16 protein-coding genes and 1 pseudogene are annotated in these 18,627 nt (G+C 71.4%); 7 read left to right on the top strand and 10 right to left on the bottom strand.

Features of this window, described 5'->3' with window-relative positions; genetic code table 11:
• Positions 1-226: 226 nt before the first annotated feature.
• Positions 227-2,650, bottom strand: coding sequence for an ABC transporter (locus OG520_RS04270; protein ID WP_406012227.1), 2,424 nt, complete (start codon positions 2,648-2,650; stop codon positions 227-229).
• Between the two features lie 153 nt (positions 2,651-2,803).
• Entirely contained in the window at positions 2,804-4,174 is a 1,371-nt protein-coding gene (locus OG520_RS04265) for a polysaccharide pyruvyl transferase family protein (RefSeq protein ID WP_406012226.1), read from the bottom strand.
• Positions 4,175-4,441: 267 nt separating this feature from the next.
• Between OG520_RS04265 and OG520_RS04260 the strand changes: the two genes are divergently transcribed.
• Positions 4,442-5,521, top strand: a complete 1,080-nt coding sequence (locus OG520_RS04260; RefSeq protein WP_406012225.1) for a hypothetical protein — start codon at positions 4,442-4,444, stop codon at positions 5,519-5,521.
• 12 nt (positions 5,522-5,533) lie between these two features.
• On the top strand, positions 5,534-6,022 hold the full coding sequence (locus OG520_RS04255; protein WP_406012224.1) for a hypothetical protein: 489 nt from the start codon (positions 5,534-5,536) through the stop codon (positions 6,020-6,022).
• Between the two features lie 59 nt (positions 6,023-6,081).
• Here OG520_RS04255 and OG520_RS04250 read toward each other — a convergent pair whose 3' ends face one another.
• The gene (locus tag OG520_RS04250; RefSeq protein ID WP_093546549.1) at positions 6,082-6,297 is read right to left on the bottom strand and encodes a dodecin; all 216 of its coding nucleotides are present in this window, start codon (positions 6,295-6,297) and stop codon (positions 6,082-6,084) included.
• Positions 6,298-6,499: 202 nt separating this feature from the next.
• On the opposite strand from OG520_RS04250, the gene OG520_RS04245 reads away from it, so the two are divergent.
• The 3 genes from OG520_RS04245 (at position 6,500) to OG520_RS04235 (ending at position 9,732) form a co-directional block, all read left to right on the top strand.
• The gene (locus OG520_RS04245; protein ID WP_406012223.1) at positions 6,500-7,756 is read left to right on the top strand and encodes an extracellular solute-binding protein; all 1,257 of its coding nucleotides are present in this window, start codon (positions 6,500-6,502) and stop codon (positions 7,754-7,756) included.
• A gap of 222 nt (positions 7,757-7,978) precedes the next feature.
• Complete coding sequence (locus OG520_RS04240) at positions 7,979-8,803, top strand: GNAT family N-acetyltransferase (protein WP_399334981.1); 825 nt, start codon at positions 7,979-7,981, stop codon at positions 8,801-8,803.
• The gene (locus OG520_RS04235; protein ID WP_406012222.1) at positions 8,800-9,732 is read left to right on the top strand and encodes a lysophospholipid acyltransferase family protein; all 933 of its coding nucleotides are present in this window, start codon (positions 8,800-8,802) and stop codon (positions 9,730-9,732) included. Before OG520_RS04240 ends, OG520_RS04235 begins: the two co-directional genes overlap by 4 nt.
• On the opposite strand, the gene egtD is transcribed toward OG520_RS04235, so the two are convergent.
• The 4 genes from egtD to egtA are packed head-to-tail and all read right to left on the bottom strand — an operon-like array spanning position 9,675 to position 14,048.
• A complete protein-coding gene (gene egtD / locus OG520_RS04230) occupies positions 9,675-10,637 on the bottom strand; it encodes an L-histidine N(alpha)-methyltransferase (protein WP_399334977.1) in 963 nt (320 codons plus the stop codon). The genes OG520_RS04235 and egtD overlap by 58 nt on opposite strands.
• Complete coding sequence (gene egtC, locus OG520_RS04225) at positions 10,634-11,389, bottom strand: ergothioneine biosynthesis protein EgtC (protein ID WP_399334975.1); 756 nt, start codon at positions 11,387-11,389, stop codon at positions 10,634-10,636. The genes egtD and egtC overlap by 4 nt, the downstream gene beginning before the upstream one ends.
• A complete protein-coding gene (gene egtB / locus OG520_RS04220) occupies positions 11,389-12,732 on the bottom strand; it encodes an ergothioneine biosynthesis protein EgtB (protein ID WP_406012221.1) in 1,344 nt (447 codons plus the stop codon). Before egtB ends, egtC begins: the two co-directional genes overlap by 1 nt.
• Complete coding sequence (gene egtA / locus OG520_RS04215) at positions 12,729-14,048, bottom strand: ergothioneine biosynthesis glutamate--cysteine ligase EgtA (RefSeq protein WP_406012220.1); 1,320 nt, start codon at positions 14,046-14,048, stop codon at positions 12,729-12,731. Before egtA ends, egtB begins: the two co-directional genes overlap by 4 nt.
• A gap of 148 nt (positions 14,049-14,196) precedes the next feature.
• Between egtA and OG520_RS04210 the strand changes: the two genes are divergently transcribed.
• A complete protein-coding gene (locus OG520_RS04210; protein ID WP_406012219.1) occupies positions 14,197-15,066 on the top strand; it encodes a TIGR02452 family protein in 870 nt (289 codons plus the stop codon).
• Here OG520_RS04210 and OG520_RS04205 read toward each other — a convergent pair.
• The 3 genes and pseudogenes from OG520_RS04205 to OG520_RS04195 all read right to left on the bottom strand — a co-directional run bounded on the left by OG520_RS04205 (position 15,051) and on the right by OG520_RS04195 (position 17,482).
• A complete protein-coding gene (locus OG520_RS04205; RefSeq protein WP_266430268.1) occupies positions 15,051-15,518 on the bottom strand; it encodes a type II toxin-antitoxin system PemK/MazF family toxin in 468 nt (155 codons plus the stop codon). The genes OG520_RS04210 and OG520_RS04205 overlap by 16 nt on opposite strands.
• A 93-nt stretch (positions 15,519-15,611) precedes the next feature.
• A pseudogene (locus OG520_RS04200) lies at positions 15,612-17,124 on the bottom strand (flotillin family protein).
• A 139-nt stretch (positions 17,125-17,263) separates the two neighbouring features.
• On the bottom strand, positions 17,264-17,482 hold the full coding sequence (locus tag OG520_RS04195; RefSeq protein ID WP_266430274.1) for a hypothetical protein: 219 nt from the start codon (positions 17,480-17,482) through the stop codon (positions 17,264-17,266).
• 49 nt (positions 17,483-17,531) lie between these two features.
• Between OG520_RS04195 and OG520_RS04190 the strand changes: the two genes are divergently transcribed.
• Positions 17,532-18,554, top strand: a complete 1,023-nt coding sequence (locus OG520_RS04190; RefSeq protein WP_399334961.1) for a LacI family DNA-binding transcriptional regulator — start codon at positions 17,532-17,534, stop codon at positions 18,552-18,554.
• Positions 18,555-18,627 lie beyond the last annotated feature (73 nt).

Below are 18,627 nucleotides of genomic sequence, written 5' to 3'. Positions count from 1 at the left end.
AGACAACGGGCGGATCGCACGGCTCGGCCGCACCCGGTGAGGGGCGCGGCCCGTTCCTGTGATTCCCGGCCGGGGTCACGTGCCGCACGGCAAGGAGCGGCCGTGAGGCATGCCCATAGTTGGTCTGGACCAGCTGACTGTCAACGTTCTTTACTGTTTCATTCCCTTTGCTTGCCTGGGTGGGCAACTCGTACGGCAATTAGGGGAGTTGAAGAGGATGGGGTGCTCAGTCGAGAGGGAGTGCGGCCCGGAGGTACGGAGCCGTCCGGCTCTCTCGCGTCCGGGCCACGTCCACGGGCGGACCTGCCGCCAAGATCCTGCCGCCCCGGTCGCCGCCGCCGGGGCCGAGGTCGATCACCCAGTCGGCACCCGCCACCACCGCCATGTCGTGCTCCACGACCACCACCGTGCTGCCCGCGTCGACGAGGCCGTGCAACTGCCGCATCAGCACTTCGACATCGGCGGGGTGCAGCCCCGTCGTCGGCTCGTCCAGCAGATACAGGGTGTGGCCCCGACGGGTGCGCTGGAGCTCGGTGGCGAGCTTGATCCGCTGGGCCTCACCGCCCGACAGCTCCGTCGCGGGCTGCCCGAGCCGCAGATAGCCGAGCCCGACATCGAGCAGGGTCCGCAGACTGCGCTCGGCGGCCGGCGTACCCGCGAAGAACCCGGCCGCCGACTCCACCGTCAGGTCCAGCACCTGGGCGATGTCCAGGCCGCGCAGGGTGACCTCCAGCGTCTGCGGGTTGTACCGCGCGCCATGGCAGTCCGGGCAGGGCGCGTACGTACTGGGCAGGAAGAGCAGCTCCACGGAGACGAACCCCTCGCCCTGGCAGGTCTCGCACCGCCCGCCCGCCACGTTGAAGGAGAACCGTCCGGCCTTGTAACCGCGCTCCCGGGCCGTGTCCGTATCGGCGAACAGCTTCCGTACGACATCGAAGAGACCGGTGTACGTGGCCAGATTGGACCGGGGGGTACGGCCGATCGGCCGCTGGTCGACCTGTACGAGCCGGTCCACCGCCTCCAGCCCCTGTGCCGACACGCACCACGGCGCGGGGTGCTTTGCGGGCGGGTCCGCGGCGTCGGAGGCCTGCCGGTCGGCGAGCACACCGGCCAGGACCTGACCGACCAGCGTCGACTTCCCCGACCCCGAGACCCCGGTGACGGCCGTGAACACCCCGAGCGGGAACGCGGCGTCCACGCCGCGCACATTGTGCCGCTCGACCCCGTTCAGCCTCAGCCACCCCGACGGCGTACGCGCTTCCCGGACCGGCGCGGGCCCGATGGCGAAGAGGAACCGCCGGGTGGCCGACTCCGTCACCTCCGCGAGCCCGGCCGGGGGGCCACTGTGCAGCACCCGGCCCCCGTGCTCACCGGCCAGCGGCCCCACATCGACCAGCCAGTCGGCCCGGCGCACCACATCCATCTGGTGCTCCACGACGAAGACCGAGTTCCCGGCCTCCTTCAGCCGCCCCAGCACCCCCAGCAGCGACTCGGTGTCCGCCGGATGAAGACCGGCCGACGGCTCGTCCAGCACATAGACGACACCGAACAGGCCCGAGCGCAACTGGGTGGCGAGACGCAGTCGTTGCAGCTCGCCCGAGGACAGCGTCGGGGCCGTGCGGTCGAGGCTGAGATAGCCGAGGCCGAGCTCGGTGACCGTCTCGATCCGGGCCAGCAGATCCGCCGTCAGCACCCGCGCCGTGTCGCTGCCGCCCGCCGTGCGCAGCAGCTCGGCGAGAGAGGTGAGCGGCAGCGCGGCCAGCTCCGCGATCGTGCGGCCGGTGAAGGTGACGGCCAGCGCCTCCGGACGCAGCCGGCTGCCGTGGCAGGCCGGACACGGGGCACTGGTCAGGAACCGCTCGGCCTTCGCCCGCAGGGTGCGGCTCCTGGAGTCCGCGAAGGTGTGCATCACATAGCGGCGGGCGCTCATGTACGTGCCCTGGTAGGGGCGTTGGATGCGCCCCGCCTCCCGCACCGGATGGACCGTCACCACCGGCTGCTCGTCGGTGAACAGGATCCACTCGCGCTCCTCGGTTCCCAGTTCGCGCCAGGGCCGGTCGATGTCGTGGCCCAGGGCGTCCAGCACATCGCGCAGGTTCTTGCCCTGCCACGCTCCCGGCCAGGCGGCGATCGCACCGTCCCGGACCGACAGCGAGGGGTCGGGGACCAGCAGCTGCTCGGTGGTGCGGTGGACGAGCCCGAGCCCGTGGCACTCCGGGCAGGCCCCGGCGGCGGTGTTCGGCGAGAAGGAGTCGGAGTCCAGCCGTTCGGCACCGGCCGGATACTCCCCGGCCCGGGAGAACAGCATCCGCAGGAAGTTGGAGAGCGTGGTGACCGTCCCGACGGACGAACGGGCCCCGGGCGCCGAGCGGCGCTGCTCCAGGGAGACCGCGGGCGGCAGTCCGGTGACCTCGCCCACCGCGGGCGCGCCGACCTGATGGATCAGCCGGCGGGCGTACGGGGCGACGGACTCGAAGTAGCGGCGCTGGGCCTCGGCGTAGATCGTCCCGAACGCGAGGGAGGACTTCCCGGAGCCGGAGACACCGGTGAAGACGGTGAGGGTGTCGCGCGGGATGTCGACCGAGACGTCCTGGAGATTGTGCTCGCGGGCGCCGCGCACCCGGACGTACGGATCGTGGGGGGTGGACATGTGCGCGGGTACTCCGTACGGATCGGGGCAGGGCCGACGGCCAGGGGACAAACACTCCGATTCTAGGCATGGGGCGGCGGTCGCCGTCCGGGCCCGGAACGACCGGAGGCCGGCCCTGCCGGACCGGCCTCGCGGATCAGTTCGGGCAGGGGCCTATCGGGAGGGCCGCAGGGCGCGCTTGATGGGCCTTCCCACGACGCTGCGGGCGCGCTGGTACGTGGAGCGCTGGACGGGCAGCGAGGAGTTCTTCTGGAGCTTCCGCTTGAGCTGGGTATTCTCGGCGGTGAGTTCGGCCAGCTGGGACTGGAGCCAGTTCAGCCGCGGTGCCATCGTGGCGGCGTCGGTGCCGACCCAGGGGCGGACGCCCGGAGGGAAGGCCAGCCCGCTCATCCGGGTCTCGAAGGCCGTGCCGCCGTCGCCGTGGGTGAAGGTGTTCTCCAGGTCGTTCTTGTCGAGGAAGTTCAGGAACCGGTCGAACCGCTCCTGGTGACCGCGCATCAGCGGCCCGAAGTCCGCCGAGGCGTAGAGATCGGCGGGGTCGAGGTCGGCCGGAACCTTGTTGAGCATCCGGTGCGGGATGTCGAAGTAGCGGCACAGCTCCAGCGTCCGGGAGTCGCCGCAGAGCACGGTGGCCGGCGTTCCGGCCAGCAGCGCCGCGATGTTGCCGTGGATCCGGGATCCGAAGGAGAAATCGAAGCCCCGGAGGTCCTCCATCCAGGTGACCGGGTCGATGTAGACCCGGACCTTGCCCTCCCCGTACATGGGGTGGTCGGGATGGGTGGGGATGCCGGTCACCGCGGCGTTCTGATGCGACAGGTCGCGCCAGTGCAGCTGACGGGCGTCGGAGAGGTTCTGGCCGATGAACCGGAGGTGGGGGTAGCGCGCGTGGGTGCGGTCGATGATCTGCCCGAGCTTGTGCTTGCGCACCGCGTCGTGCGATCCGTTGACGGCGATGCGCGACTCGGGCCCGAGCGCCCGGCCGTCCTCCCGGATGACGAGCCTGCTGCCGTGGAGAAACATCGAGGGGCAGCCGATGACGTCCACGTCCCGGAAGCCCATGTCCCGCAGATACCGCTCGGTGAACTCCCCGCGCACGCCGATCGAGGCACTGTGGTCGAGCACGGCGGAGACGAACTCGTAGACCGTGGACTGCATCGGCTTCAGCCGGTCCGCGGAGTAGTTGACGCCGGTCTGGGCTCCGACGCCGGGGACGACGACCGGGATCTTCAGCTTCGAGATGAGCTGGGTGAGCCGCTTCAGCTGCGGTTCGAAGGACGGCCGGAAGGCGTTGGCGAGCGGGATGACGAAGACGTCGTACTCGCTGTTGATGCGGTCCGCGTCGGCGACCCTGGTGGTGATGCCGTTCGACACCACCTCGGCACGTGGCGTCTCAAGGATCTTGTGAGCGGCATCGCTGAAGATCAGGTTGCCCGAGTTGGTGGCGAACACGTCCTCGTGGAGAGCGCGCTCGACAGGGACGACGTCGTAGGGGCTCTTCCCTGAACGCAGGAGTATTCGCTTCACATGATTAACGTTGGATGCCACAAACCTGAATATAGCTTTACGAACGCTTTTGATTCCATGCGCATCCTGTACAACCTTTTGCGATCTTCGCGGAACGTGAGCGACGGATCACTCATCCGCGCGCGGGCAGGCGCGCACGTGAGGTGCAACGGGTGCCGGGTGCAGCCCTCATCGGCTCCTCGTAGGCCCTCTTGAACGCCGGACGGCCCCGCCCGTACGCTGCGTCGGGCGCGCGGGCGCGCCTACGGGGGAGGTGGAAGCGCCGTCATGGCCGACGCACTGTCCGAGGACGACATCCTCGAAGCGATTGCCCGGCACACCGGTCGCCCGGGGCAGGGGGCGCAGTTGCGGCGGACCGGCGCGGACATCGCCCGGCTTCCGATGCTCGACCTGCGCGTCGTCCGTTGCGTGGAGACACGCAGCACGCGGCCGGAGACCAGGCCCGGCAGGTACGACATATCGGGGCGGCCGACGTACGAGGGGGAGCTGCGCGACCATCCGGTCGAGCCACCGAAGGACCCGGCCCGCTCGCGGAAGGTGGAGCTCGTGCTCCACGGCTCGGTGCGGACGGTCGCCTGTGGCTGCGACGAAGGACGGCAGCCGTGCTCGCGCTGCCGGGCCAAGGGGAAACTGCCGTGCGACATTGGCCCGTTGTGTCCGGCCTGCAAGGGCGTGGAGCCGTGCACCTGGTGCGACGGGACAGGGGAACGCCGCAAGGACCGCGGGCCTGTCGGGCCGGCCCGGGAGAAACAGCCTCCCGGGCGGACCACCTGTCTGAAATGCCGCAAGCCGCGCACCGCTTGTCCGCAGTGCCGGGGCCGGGGCACCGAGAAGTGCCGGCAGTGCGACGACACGGGCTTCAGGGACTGCCCGGTCTGCGCGGGCGAGAGGTCGACGAAGCACGCCCCGTGCGACGGCACGGGCCTGGTCACCCGGTGGACGGGCGGATCGGTCGGACACGCCCCGCAGCGGAGCGCGGCGAAACTGCCGGACCCCTCGCCGCCGCTGCGGGTCCGCCGGCAGACCGGACGCACCGGCGCGTGGCAACGCATCACACTGACCTCGGCCGGCGAACCGCTCCCCGACGCCCTGGACCCCGCCCACGTCGAGGCGGTCGAATCGGCACTCGCGCCCCGGCCGGGCGAGGTGGCCAGACGCGTCGACATCGGGTGGCTGCAACTGGTGTCGGTCGCGATCCCGGACGACCCCGACCACGTCTTCTACGTGTTCCCCGGAGCGGACGGTCCCGAGGTTCTCCCGATCTGGTCGCGGCGCCGGTCCCTGCGAGTCGCCGCGGTGGTGGCCGGGGTGGTCGTACTGGTGCTGCTGGTGGCCGCGCTGGTCTGATTTGCTGGGGGTGTGAGAAGCGACCACCGGCCCCTGGCCGTATTCGACCTGGACGGCACGCTCGCGGACAGCGGCCATCGGCAGCACTACCTGGAGGGGCGCCGGCGCGACTGGAACGGCTTCTTCTCCGCGGCCGTCGACGATCCGCCGCTTCCCGAAGGAGTGCGGCTGGCGCTGAGCAGCGCCGAGCAGTGCGAGGTCAGGTATCTCACCGGACGGCCCGAGCGGTGCCGCCGGGACACCGTGGCATGGCTGGCGGAACACGGGCTGCCCGAGGGGCGGGTGTACATGCGCCGTGACGACGACCGAAGGCCGGCCCGGCACACCAAGCTGGAGATCCTGAAGCGACTGGGCCGGGAGCGTGAGGTCCGGATGCTGGTCGACGACGACGAACTCGTCTGTGACGCGGCGGAGCAGGCGGGCTTCGCCGTGGTGCGGGCCCGCTGGGCGAAGGCGTCGGCCGCGCTCACGGACGCGCAGGAGCGCGAGGGCCGTACCTGAAGCGGGCGGGGTGCGACCGGGCGGACGCGGCACGGTCCGGTCGCGCCGGACCGGCGGGATCAGCTCGTCTCGTCGAGCCGGAAGCCCACTTTCAGGCCCACCTGGTAGTGCTCGACCCGGCCGTCCTTGATCTCGCCGCGCACCTGCGTGATCTCGAACCAATCGAGATTGTGCAACGTTTCCGAAGCTCTTGCGACGCCTCTGCGGATGGCGTCGTCGACGCCCTCGTGGGACGTTCCCACGATTTCAGTGACCCGGTAGGTGTGGTTTGACATCTTATGTATCCTCTCGTCCCTACCACGGTGCCCCACCCGGCTCGAGTCCGCGAGAGGTCGACGTGCAGAATGTGCGGTGAACGGGCCTTGACCAATTCATTGGTCCATACCAAAATCCAGCCACGCCCGTGCGAGCGCCGCCCGCAGTCCCCCACACCGGGTCCCTGAATTCAGTCGTGCCGTTTCGCAGAAGGTGAACCTGGTGAAGAACCGCATACTCGTCGGAGCCGTCGCGCTCGTTTCCACCTTTGCACTGGGGGGATGTGGACTCGGCTCGGACTCGGAGGCGTCCGGCAGCAAGAAGGTCACGGTCTGGCTGATGAAGGACAGTGTCTCCGCCGATTTCCTGAAGCGGTTCACAAAGGCCTATCAGGACGAACATCCTTCCATCGAGCTCGAGTTCAAGTTCCAGAGCTGGAGCGGAATCGGCCCGAAGGTCATCGGCGCCCTCAAGGGCAAGGACACCCCGGATGTCATCGAGGTCGGAAACACTCAGGTCGCCCAGTATGCGGAGAGCGGTGGCCTGCGCGATCTCACCCTGGAGTCCGTGCGCGATCTCGGCAGCGAGGAGTGGCTGCCGGGTCTCGCCGAGCCGGGCAGCATCGACGGCATGCAGTACGGCATTCCCTGGTACGCGGCCAATCGAGTGGTGATCTACAACAAGGAGCTCTTCGCGCAGGCAGGCATAAAGAACCCGCCGAAGACCCGGGACGAATGGATCACCGACAGTCAACTCCTGAACCGGAACGGCAATCAGGGCATCTACCTCGCGGGCCAGAACTGGTATGTTCTCGCCGGATTCATCTGGGACGAGGGCGGAGAACTCGCCGAGGAGAAGGGCGGCGAGTGGGAAGGCACCCTGGACAGCCCCGCCGCGCTCAGGGGCATGGACTTCTACAAGGAACTCCAGGTGCTCGGCGACGGTCCCAAGGACGCGGACGAGGAAAAGCCCCCGCAGGCCGATGTGTTCGCCGAGGGGAATGTCGCGCAGATCATTTCGGTGCCCGGCACCGTCGCGCAGATCGAGAAGCAGAATCCCGAACTCAAGGGAAAACTGGGCTACTTCCCGATCCCGGGCAAGACCGCGAAGGCGCCCGGGGCCGTCTTCACCGGCGGATCCGACCTGATCGTTCCGGACAAGGCCGACCAGCGTGCCGAGGGTATCGAAGTGATCAAGGCGCTGGCGGGCCGGAAGTGGCAGGAGGAGCTCGCCAGAACCATGAGCTACGTGCCCAACAAGCCCGGTCTCGCGAGCGTCGTCGTGGGTCAGGAAGGCACCGCGGCGATGGCCCGTGGTGCCACCAAGGGCCGAGCGACCCCCAACTCGCCGCAGTGGGCGGACGTCGAGGCCGACAACCCGATCAAGCCATACATGACGGCGGTGCTCGAAGGCGGCGACCCGCAGCGGGAGGCGAAGACCGCCTCGGAGAAGATCACCTCCAAGCTCGCCGGGAGCTGACCCGCGCGGTCCATCGGCCGTCAGCCGGGTGCCGAGGGCCGTCGTCGGTCGCCCCGGGACGGCCGTTCTCGGCCACCCCCGGCATTCAGCCTTCGCACATTTCGGCTCTCCCGAGCGGTCATGTCGAATCCAGCCGGTCGCGGAAGAAGTAAGGGGCCGGGCCTTCGCGCACAGTGCGGCGGCCCGGCGGCCGCCCTTGCCGATCCGTCCCCGGAGATTGTCATGAACGCGCTGCCCGTCACCTCCCTCCCCGCCGCCCCCGCCGTTCCCGCGCAGCCCGTCGTCCCCGCACAGTCCGTCGCTCCCGCTCCGCCGCGCTACCGGGTGTCCCTCGCCGCCGACCAGGACGAGGTCCGCGCCGCCCAGCGACTGCGCCATCTGGTCTTCGCCGGTGAGCTGGGCGCCAGGCTGGAAGGACCCGAACCCGGCCTGGACGGCGATGCGTTCGACGCGTACTGCGACCATCTGCTGGTACGGGAGGAGGCCACCGGCGACATCGTCGCCACCTACCGCGTGCTGCCGCCCGACCGGGCACGGATCGCCGGGCGCCTCTACGCGGAGAGCGAGTTCGACCTCGGGCGGCTCGACCCGATCCGCGACGACCTGGTCGAGGTCGGACGGTCCTGCGTCCACCCGGCCCACCGGGACGGTGCCGTCATCGCGCTCATCTGGGCCGGACTCGCCCGCTACATGGAACGCACCGGGCACAACTGGCTGGCGGGCTGCTGCTCGATCCCCCTCGCCGACGGAGGCACTGCGGCGGCCGGGGCGTGGGAGACCGTACGGACCAAGTACCTGGCCCCCGAGGACCACTGGGTCACTCCCCACCGGCTCTGGCAGGCCACCGGGGGAGGCGCCCCGGTACCCACCGGACTCGCCACGCTCCCTCCGCTGCTCCGCGGCTATCTGCGCCTCGGCGCCCAGGTGTGCGGGGCGCCCGCCCACGACCCCGACTTCAACGTCGCCGACCTGTACGTACTGCTGTCGCTGCGCCGCACCGACCCGCGCTACCTGCGCCACTTCCTCGCGCTCGCCCCGCTGCGATGAACCCCTGGCTGCCCACCGCACCCTGCACCCCGCGCACCTGCGCCGGTCACGAGGGCCGGATGCGGGGCCGCCCGGCCGCCGCGGCCCTGTTGCTCGCCGGGTGCGCGTGCATCCTGGCCGGCGCCTTGGCCGCCCCGTTCGTGCCGTTGCTCGGCGCGGCACGGCGGGACCGGCTGATCCGGCGCTGGGCGTACGGCGTCGTGCGCTCCTTCGGGGTGCGGGTACGGATCACCGGCACACCCGCGGCGCCCGACGGCAACCCCGCGGCGCCGGGCACGCTCGTCGTCGCGAACCACATCTCCTGGCTGGACATCCCGCTCGTCGCGGCCGTGTTCCCCGGCCGGATGCTGGCCAAGAGCGAGATCCGCGGCTGGCCGCTGCTCGGCCCGCTCGCCGCACGCGGCGGCACGCTCTTCGTCGAACGCGACCGATTGCGCGCACTGCCCGCGACCGTGCGCACCATCGGGGCGGCGCTGCGCGGCGGATCACGCGTGGTCGTCTTCCCGGAGGGCACCACCTGGTGCGGGCGCGGCCCCGGAGGCCGGTTCGGGCCCGCCGTCTTCCAGGCCGCGATCGACGCGGACGCCACGGTCCGGCCGGTGCGCATCACCTACCGCGCCGCACCATCCCGGAGCACCGGGACCACCGGCCGGACGGGGCCCGCCGCGGGCTGCCGTCCGACCGGCCACGAGATATCCGCACCGGCGGAACACACTGCCCCGGCCGGTGCGGCCGCGTTCGTCGGTGACGATCCGCTCCTCGCCTCACTGTGGCGGGTGGTGACGGCGGCCGGCCTGACCGCCGAGATCCGCGTCCTGCCGCCGATCCCGGCGAGCGGCCTGCCCGACCGCCGTGCCCTGGCCCGCCGCGCTCAGACCGCCGTCGCCAACGAGAGCGCGAACCGGCCGCCGGAATCCGTCCACCACTGATCCAGTCGCAGACCGGCCGTGTCCAGTTCCGCCCGGACACCCTCCTCGCGGAACTTGGCCGACACCTCCGTACGCAACTCCTCACCGGCCTCGAAGGCCACCACCAGATCCAGGTCCGGGATCTTCACGGTGTGCGCCCGACGGGCCCGCAGCCGCATCTCGACCCATTCACGCTCCGGATCCCAGAGCGCCACATGATCGAAAGCGGCCGGGTCGAAGTCCGCACCCAACTCCCGGTTCACGACCCTCAGTACGTTCCTGTTGAACTCCGCGGTCACCCCGGCCGCATCGTCGTACGCGGCGACCAGCACCTTCTCCTCCTTCACCAGATCGGTGCCGAGCAGCAGCGCGTCACCGGGGGAGAGCAGCGACCGTACGGACTTCAGGAACACCGCACGCTCGTCGGGCAACAGATTGCCGACCGTGCCGCCGAGGAAGGCGACCAGCCTGGGCCCCGGTGTTCCCGGCAGCGCGAGCCCGCCCGTGAAATCGGCGATCAGGGCGTGCACGGAGAGCTCGGGCCGCTGGGCGAGGAGGGCCTCGGCGGCGCCGCGCAGCGCGCTCTCGCTCACATCGACCGGTACGTAACTGTGCAGCGCGGGCAGCGCGTCCAACAGGTGCCGGGTCTTCTCGGACGACCCCGACCCCAGCTCGATCAGGGTCCGCGCCCCGGACACCCGGGCGATCTCGTCGGCGCGGTCGATCAGGATCTCGCGCTCGGCGCGTGTCGGGTAGTACTCGGGCAGTCGGGTGATCTCCTCGAACAGTTCGCTGCCGTGCGCGTCGTAGAACCACTTGGGCGGCAGTGTCTTCGGGCGCCGGGTCAGACCGTGCAGGACATCGGCGCGCAGGGCCGCGTCCGTTGCGTCCACCGGCAGGGTACGGGTCAGCAGAAAGGGACTCACTCGGCGGGCTCCTTGAGCGGGGTCAGCAGAACGTCGGTGCGGGTCGCCGTCAGCAAGGTGCGGTCGGGGACCGTGCGCCAGCGCGGATCGTCGTCGTACGGCTCCGAGGCCACGACCGCGCGCAGGCCCGGCTCGGCCAGATACGACAGGGTGTCGCCCCAGGCCGTCGCGACGATCGTCGCGCCGTCGGTCAGCAGCAGATTCAGCCGGGATTCCGGCGCCGTGGCCGCCACGTCGAGCACGGTGTCGGCGACGGCCTGCGGCAGTTCGTCGCCATCGGCCAGCCGGTGCCGCACGAGGGCCCAGACGAGCGCCGAGTCGCAGCGCGCGGTGAGGGCGAGCAGTTCGGCCGGCGGCAGCGCCGCGGCGAGCGGAGCCACGGAGTGCGGCCAGCCCTTCACCGCACCGTTGTGGCTGAACAGCAGGGGGCCGGCGGCGAACGGCGCGGCCGCCGCCTCGCCGTCGGCGCCCGCCTCCGTGGCGTCCCGGACGGCGGCGAGCAGCGCCGTGCTGCGCACCACCCTGGCCAGATCGGCGAAGGTCTCGTCGCCCCAGACCGGTCCCCGGCGCCGGTAGCGGCCGGGCACCGGATCGCCGTCCACGTACCAGCCGACGCCGAAGCCGTCCGCGTTGACGGTCCCGTACCGCTGGTTTCTCGGCGCCCAGGACTGGCGCACGAGGCAGTGGGGTGGTCGCGTCAGCAGTTCACCGAGGGGCACCGGCGGTCCCAGATAAGCGATATGACGACACATCAGATCTCCCTCGCAGTGCGGAACCCGGAGAAGATCTGACGCCGCACCGGCAGGTCCCAGTTGCGGAACGTCCCCCGGCACGCCACCGGGGCCACGGCGAACGAACCGCCGCGCAGCACCTTGTGGGCCGGTCCGAAGAACACCTCGGAGTACTCGCGGTAGGGGAACGCCGAAAAGCCGGGATACGGGAGGAAGTCGCTCGACGTCCACTCCCACACGTCACCGATCAACTGCCGCACGCCGTACGGCGACCGGCCCTTCGCGTACGCCCCCGCGGGCGCGGGCCGCAGATGGCGCTGACCCAGGTTCGCCAGCTCGGGCGCCGGGTCCTCGTCGCCCCAGGGGTAGCGCCGGGACCGCCCCGACACCGGGTCGTGGCGCGCCGCCTTCTCCCACTCCGCCTCCGTGGGCAGCCGGCGCCCGGCCCAGCGGGCAAACGCGTCGGCCTCGTACCAGCTGACGTGGAGCACCGGCTCGTTCCCCGGCACCGCCTCGGTGACCCCGAAGCGGCGGCGCAGCCACTGACCGGCGTCCAGGTGCCAGAACAGGGGAGCGGCCAGTTCGTGCTCACGGACCATCGCCCACCCCTCGGGTGCCCACCAGCGCTGCTCGGTGTAGCCGCCGTCCTCGATGAACTCCTGGTACGCGCGACAGGTGACCGGGGCCGTGTCGATGAAGAAACCCGGTACGTCGCGCACATGCGCAGGACGCTCGTTGTCCAGGGCCCACGGCTCGGTGGACGTACCCATGGTGAACGGGCCGCCCGGGACCAGGACTTCCGCGGGAAGGCCCGCCGCGTCGGTGGGGGCCGGCGGTACGGGTGCGGCCAGCACGGCAGGGCCCGAACGAAGCTGATGGGTGATCAGCATCGTTTCGTCGTGCTGCTGTTCGTGCTGTGCGATCATGCCGAAGGCGAACCCGTCCCGCACCAGGGGACGGCCGCCGTCGAGCGCGGTGCCGTCGAGGACGTCCAGGGCCCGGCCGCGTACGTCCGCGGCGTACGCGCGTGCCTCGGCGGGGGCCAGCAGCGGCAGCGAGGGGCGGGTCGCCCGGGGGTGCTCGAAGGCGTCGTACAGCCCGTCGATCTCCGGGCGCATCGCCTCCCGCCCGGCCACCCCGCGCAGCAGCCACAGCTCTTCCTGATTGCCGATGTGCGCGAGGTCCCAGACCAGTGGGGACATCAACGGCGAGTGCTGGGCGGTCAGTTCATGGTCGTCCACGCTGTCGGTGAGCAGCGCGGTGCGTTCACGGGCGGTGAGCAGCGCGGCGAGGGCGCGCTGCCGGAGCGCCTCGGCGTCCGCCCCCTGAGGCGCGGATCCGGTGGGAGTGGGGGAGTCGGTCATGAGCGGGGCCCCTCGGAGTGCCGGCCCGGACCGCCGGGCGGAAGCGACGCGAGCAGTTCGGGAAGATCGTCGGCCGGACATCGGCCCCGGGCCACGAACCGGTCGTTGAAGCCGGCCACGGCGTCCTGCACGGCCTTCGAGGCGCCCATCCGGGGCAGCGCCTCCAGCGCGACCTCGAAGCAGGTGGCCGCCGCCGCCCGCAGCTCGGGGTCGGTCAGGCCGTCGCGGGCGGCGCCGACCCAGAGCGGATTGCGCGGCGCCGGCGCTGCCCCGGCCGTCTCGGCCAGTGGTTTCACGGTGCGGTACACGGTCTCGGCGGCCTCCGGGTCGTCGAACAGGGCAGTGGTGACGGCGAGCGGCACCAGCCACCCGTCCGCACCGTGCTGTGCGTCGATCATGCGCAGCTCCAGATGACCGCGCGGGCGTGCGGGCGGGAAGAGCGTGCTGATGTGGAAGTCGAGATCGGCGCGCACCGGTGGTCTCGGCGCGCCGGTGCGGATCCAGTCGCGGAACGTCAGTCCCTCCGGCACGGCCCACGGGCCAGTGTCGCCCCGGACGCACATCACCGGGGTGTCCAGCACATGCGCGGTCCAGGCGTCACGCGGCGGCAGACTGCCGGGCGGTGCCAGGGGCCGCCACGGGTCGAGGTCGGCCCAGAGCGCCTGCCGGGTGGACCGCCACGGTGTCGGGCGGCCGAGCCGCAAGGGCGAGTTCGCGAACGCCGCCACCAGGACCGCGCCCAGCAGATGGCACAGCTGCCAGCGCCGCCCGTAACCGAGCGGACCGGGTTCCTCCTCTCCGGCGTCCAGACAGACCTGGACGGACGCGGTGGTGCACATCATGGCGCGACCGGCCGGTCCCGAGCGGTCGAACAGGACCTCCATCGCGTCGTAGCGGGGCTCGCGCAGCAGCCGGTGCGGAGCGTGCCACGGGTCGACGCCGATACCCACCGGTGCGAGCTCCACCCGGTCCAGGGCGTCACGTACCGCGGTGAGGTCGGCGGCGGTGGCATCGACGCATGCCATCAGGGAGTCGGCGGGGCGCGAGCTGAGCTCCAGCTGGCCGCCGGGTTCGAAGGTGAGCGCCGCGCTCAGGGGCAGGGCCCGGAGGATGTCGGCGGCCGCTTCGAGACGGTGGTGCGGGACAGGAACGCGGGGATGTTCCCGGTCGTGAATGAGCCATTCGAGTTCGACGCCGACCTTGTGGGGCGGTCCCGTCTTGAAGCAGATGCCGCGCAGTAAATCCTCGGCCTCGCCCTCTCCCAGGGGCGGGAACTGGCTGGGCGGACCGTGGTCCCCGGGGGTGTCGTACGACATGCCGGGCCTCCTTTTCTCGGTGCCTCCCCACCACCCAAACCCTTACGGATCGATCGCACAAGGGTGCCCTTGTGCGTCGGAAATCCGGTTGCATCCATGCCGTCGGAGCGTCGAGCATGCCCCGTATGCACCACACGGGGGAGTACCGATGAGCGCACGGTTGCGCGGCATCGCGCGTGAGACCGAGGCCATCGTCGAGGCCGGCCGCTACCGCACGCAGGACGGGCGGGAGGTGAGCATCGAGCGCGCGCTGACCACCGCGCTCCCGGGCACCAGGCTGTACGGCCCGCAGCCGGTGCCGGTCGCGGCGCTCGACTCCGACCGGGCACCGGTCGTCGAGGTCACCGGCGAGAGCAGCCTCCGGGCAGCGCGCCGGATGACCGGCGAAGGCCCCGGCGAGGTCGCCGTGCTGAACTACGCCTCCGCCCGCAATCCCGGCGGCGGATACCTCAATGGCGCACAGGCCCAGGAAGAGGCACTGTGCCGGGGCTCCGCCCTGTACGCCACCCTGCTGCGCGCCCCCGACTACTACGCCCACCACCGTGCGGAACGCAGCGCCTTCTACACCGACCGGGTGATTCACTCACCGGGCGTCCCGGTGTTCCGCGACGACCGGGGGCGGCTGCTCGACACCCCGTACACCGTCGGTTTCCTGACCTCCCCGGCGCCCAACGCCGGAGTCATCCACAGCCGCACCCCCGAGGAGGCCCACCGCATCCCCGCCGCGCTCGCGTCCCGGGCGGAGCGGGTGCTGGAGGTCGCGGCGGTGCGGGGGTACCGCAGGCTGGTGCTGGGCGCCTGGGGCTGCGGTGTGTTCCGCAACGATCCGGCGCAGGTGGCCGGTGTGTTCCGGGCGCTGCTCATGGACGGCGGCAGGTTCGCCGGTCACTTCGAGCAGATCGTCTTCGGCATCCTCGACCGCAGCCCCGAATCCGCCACCCGGTCCGCCTTCGACCGGACGTTCGGCCAAGGCCTCCCGGGGCCTTCCAGGGCCTCCGGGCCCTACTTCCAGTCGTAGCGCTCCCGCAGCCGGCCGGCGACCAGGTCGAACCTGTCCCGGTCCAGCGCGCACGCCTCACGCCGCATCCCGTCCTCGTGCACCCGCAGGACCCGGTCCAGATCGACCCACGACGGGCGGCCGGAGCTGTCCCAGGGGCCGGCCCCGAGTGCCACCCACTCGCGGTCCTGGTCGTGCTGCTTGCTGGAGAGCTGTACGGCGAGCAGCGTGCCCGCCGCCTCGCGGGCCACCACCAGGACCGGGCGGTCCTTGCCGCGCCCGTCGTTCTCCTCGAACGGCACGAACGTCCAGACGATCTCACCGGGGTCCGGGTCGCCGTCCCGGTCGGGGGCGTACGAGGTGCGGACCGGCCCCACGTCGCGCGGGTCGGCCTCCGAGGTGGCGGTCGGGCCGGTGCGGCCCGGGAAGTCCGCCGAGTTGTCGATGCTGTCGTCACGGTGCTGGATGGTCATCCCCACACCGTATGACCTGCGGGGCCGATTCCGTGGAGCGGGGCCGGTGCCCGCCCCGGGTCGCGGGGCGGGCACCGGCCACCGCCGGACCGGTCAGGAGGGCGAGCCGCCCTCCTGATCACCCGTCACCGGAATCCGCTGCTTGCGCGGTGAGGGCGGGGTGGCCGGTGCCACCCCGTTCACCTGCGGCGCCGGTTCCGCCGGGTCGCTCTGACTCATCGTCGACAGCAACTGCCGGGCCAGTCCCAGGCCCGTGCCGCCCATGGTCAGCGCCTTCGCGAACATGTCGGACATGCCGTCGGCCCCGTTCAGCAGCACCATGTGGTCGACGCTGCCGAAGGCCCGCGCCCGCCTGGACGATCTCCGGCCACTTCTCGGCCAACTGCTGGGCGACGACCGCCTCCTGGTTTTCCGCCAGCGCCGCCGCCCGCGCCTTGATCGCCTCCGCCTCGGCGAGACCCTTGGCACGGGCCGCCTCCGCCAGCGCCAGCCCCTTGGCCTGGGCGGCGGCGGCTTCCGCCTCGCCCGTCGCCCTGGTAGCCGTCGCGGAGGCGGCGCCGCGTGCCTTCGTCGCCTCCGCCTCGGCGAGTGCTGCCGTCTTGACCCGGTTGGCCTCCGCGACCGCGGCGAGTTCCGTCTCCCGCGCCTTCGCCTCGGCGGCCGAGATCCGGGCGTCGCGCTCACCCTCGGCCAGGGTGCGCTTCTCGTACGCCTGGGCGTCCGCGGGCTTGCGCACATCGACCTGGAGCTGCTGCTCGCGCCGCTGGGCCTCCAGTTCGGCGACCTTGGTCTCCTGGACCACGACCTCCTGGCGGGCCGCCGCATCGGCCAGCGGACCCGCCTGCCGGGAGCTCGCCGCCGCCTTGTCGCGCTCGGCCTGATACCCGGCCTGCAGGATCTCGCTGTCCCGGGTCGCCTCCGACATCCGGGCGGCGGCCTGCTGCTCCGCCTCGGTGGCCAGGCGGTTGGCCTCGGCCTGTGCGATCCGGGCGTCCCGCTGCACGGCCGCCGCGTGCGGCATCGCCAGGTTCTTGATGTATCCCGTCGGGTCCTCGATCTCATGGATCTGGAGCGAATCGACGATGAGCCCGAGCTTCTCCATCTCGGTCCCGCACGCGGCCCGCGTCTGCCCGGTGAGCTTCTCCCGGTCCCGGATCATGTCCTCGACCGTCAACCCGCCCACGATGGACCGCAGATGACCGGCGAAGACGTTGTGCACCCGCTCCGACATCAGCTTCTGCTGATCGAGGAAGCGGCGGGCCGCATTGGCGATCGACACGAAGTCGTCGCCGACCTTGAAGATGACGACGCCCCGCACCCGCAGGGGAATCCCCTGATGCGTGACGCAATCGACGGACAGCTCGGTCTCGTTGAGATCCAGGGACATCTTCCGCACCGCCTGGACCCCGGGCAGGACGAGCGTGCCGTGACCGGTGACGATCCGGAACCCCATGCCCTGACCCAGGCCCTCGGTCTTGTGCTTGGAACCCGAGATGACCAGTGCCTCGTTCGGCTCGGCCACGCGCCACATCAATTTGAACAGGCCGAACAACACAATGATGGCGGCGAGTGCGAGACCCGCCGTGACGCCGATGAACATCGGCATGCGCCCCCCTATCGCGGCACCCCGTCGGCACCGCTGACCACGGGGGAGTCTTCTCCTGCTCGCGACGGTGCAGAAGACGCGTGCGGATCCTTGCCGAATTCTTGACGACGAATACCGTCAAGAGCCCTCCGCTCGGGCCTCAACTCCCGTACGCGGGAGCCACATAGACCGTGCGCGGTGGCAGATGCTCGATCACCGTCACCACCGTGCCCACCTCGATGCGCTCCTTCGCCGTGGCCGGATGCGCGAGAAAGTGCTCGGCGCCTCCCCGGATCCGTACCATCACCTCGCCGACCAGTCCCGGCCCCACCGTCCCGGTCACCCGGCCGAGCAGCCCCACCATCGAGGATTCATCCATGCCCCGGAGCGTACCCACGCACCGCGGGTCTGGGAGACTGCCCGACGCCATGAGCCAGTTACCGAACCAGCCCACCGAACCCCCCGTCCCCACCAGCGCCGACGTCGCACGGCTCGCCGGGGTCTCCAGGGCCACCGTGTCGTACGTGCTGAACAACAACGCGTCCGTACGGATCAGCGAGACCACCCGCCGCCGGGTCAGGGAAGCGGCCACCGAACTGGGCTACGTGCCGCACGCAGCGGCCCGGAGCCTGCGCGCCGGACACACCCGCATGGTGCTGCTGCCCACCGTGAACCTCCCGGCCGGCCCGCTCCACCACCGCTTCTTCCACGAACTGGAATCGGGGCTGCGCCGCCTCGACTACACCGTCGTCCAGTACGGCAGCACCGGACTGGACCCCGACGACGCGCCCCGCGCCTGGGCAGAACTCCGCCCGGTCGCCGTCATCGCCCCCGGCACGATCGACCTCACCCCGCACGGGATATCCGTGCTCAAGCGGTCCGGGGCCAAGGCCGTGATCACCCTCGGCCCGCGTCCGGTGCCGGGCGCCCACGCGCTCGTCATGGACCAGCGGGAGGTCGGCAGCTGCGCGGTCGGACATCTGCTGGACAGCGGCCGGCGACGTATCGGCGTGGTCATGCCCGAGGAATGCGGACTGGGCCCCTTCGCCGAACCCCGGCTGACCGGGGCCCGGCAGGCCGCCCGGTTCCACGGGGCCCGGGTGGAGCCGCTGCCGCTTCGGTACGACGAGGAGTCGGCCGCCCGGCTCGCCGCCCGCTGGCGCACCCTGGACCTCGACGCCGTGTTCGCCTACAACGACGAATACGCGATGCTCCTGATGCGGGCCCTCCAGGACGCGGGCGTCGAGGTGCCCCGCGAGACCGCCGTGATCGGTGCCGACGACCTGATGCTGGGCAGGCTGCTGCGGCCCCGGCTCAGCACCGTACGCATGGAGCTGGCCACGGCGCAGCCACTGGCGGACCTCGTGGACCGGCTGGTGCGGGACCCCGGCGGTGCCCCCGAACACCACGACCTCCTGCGGGCCGGGGCGGTCCGGCGCGAGTCCGCATGAAGCGCCGGGGGCCGGTCGCGACGGCCGGACCGCACCGTGCGGCAGCGCGGCAACGTGCGTACCGCGTGCCGCT

This window comes from Streptomyces sp. NBC_00984 (assembly GCF_045162475.1).
Taxonomy (GTDB): domain Bacteria; phylum Actinomycetota; class Actinomycetes; order Streptomycetales; family Streptomycetaceae; genus Streptomyces.
This window is presented reverse-complemented; position numbering and strand designations above follow the sequence as displayed.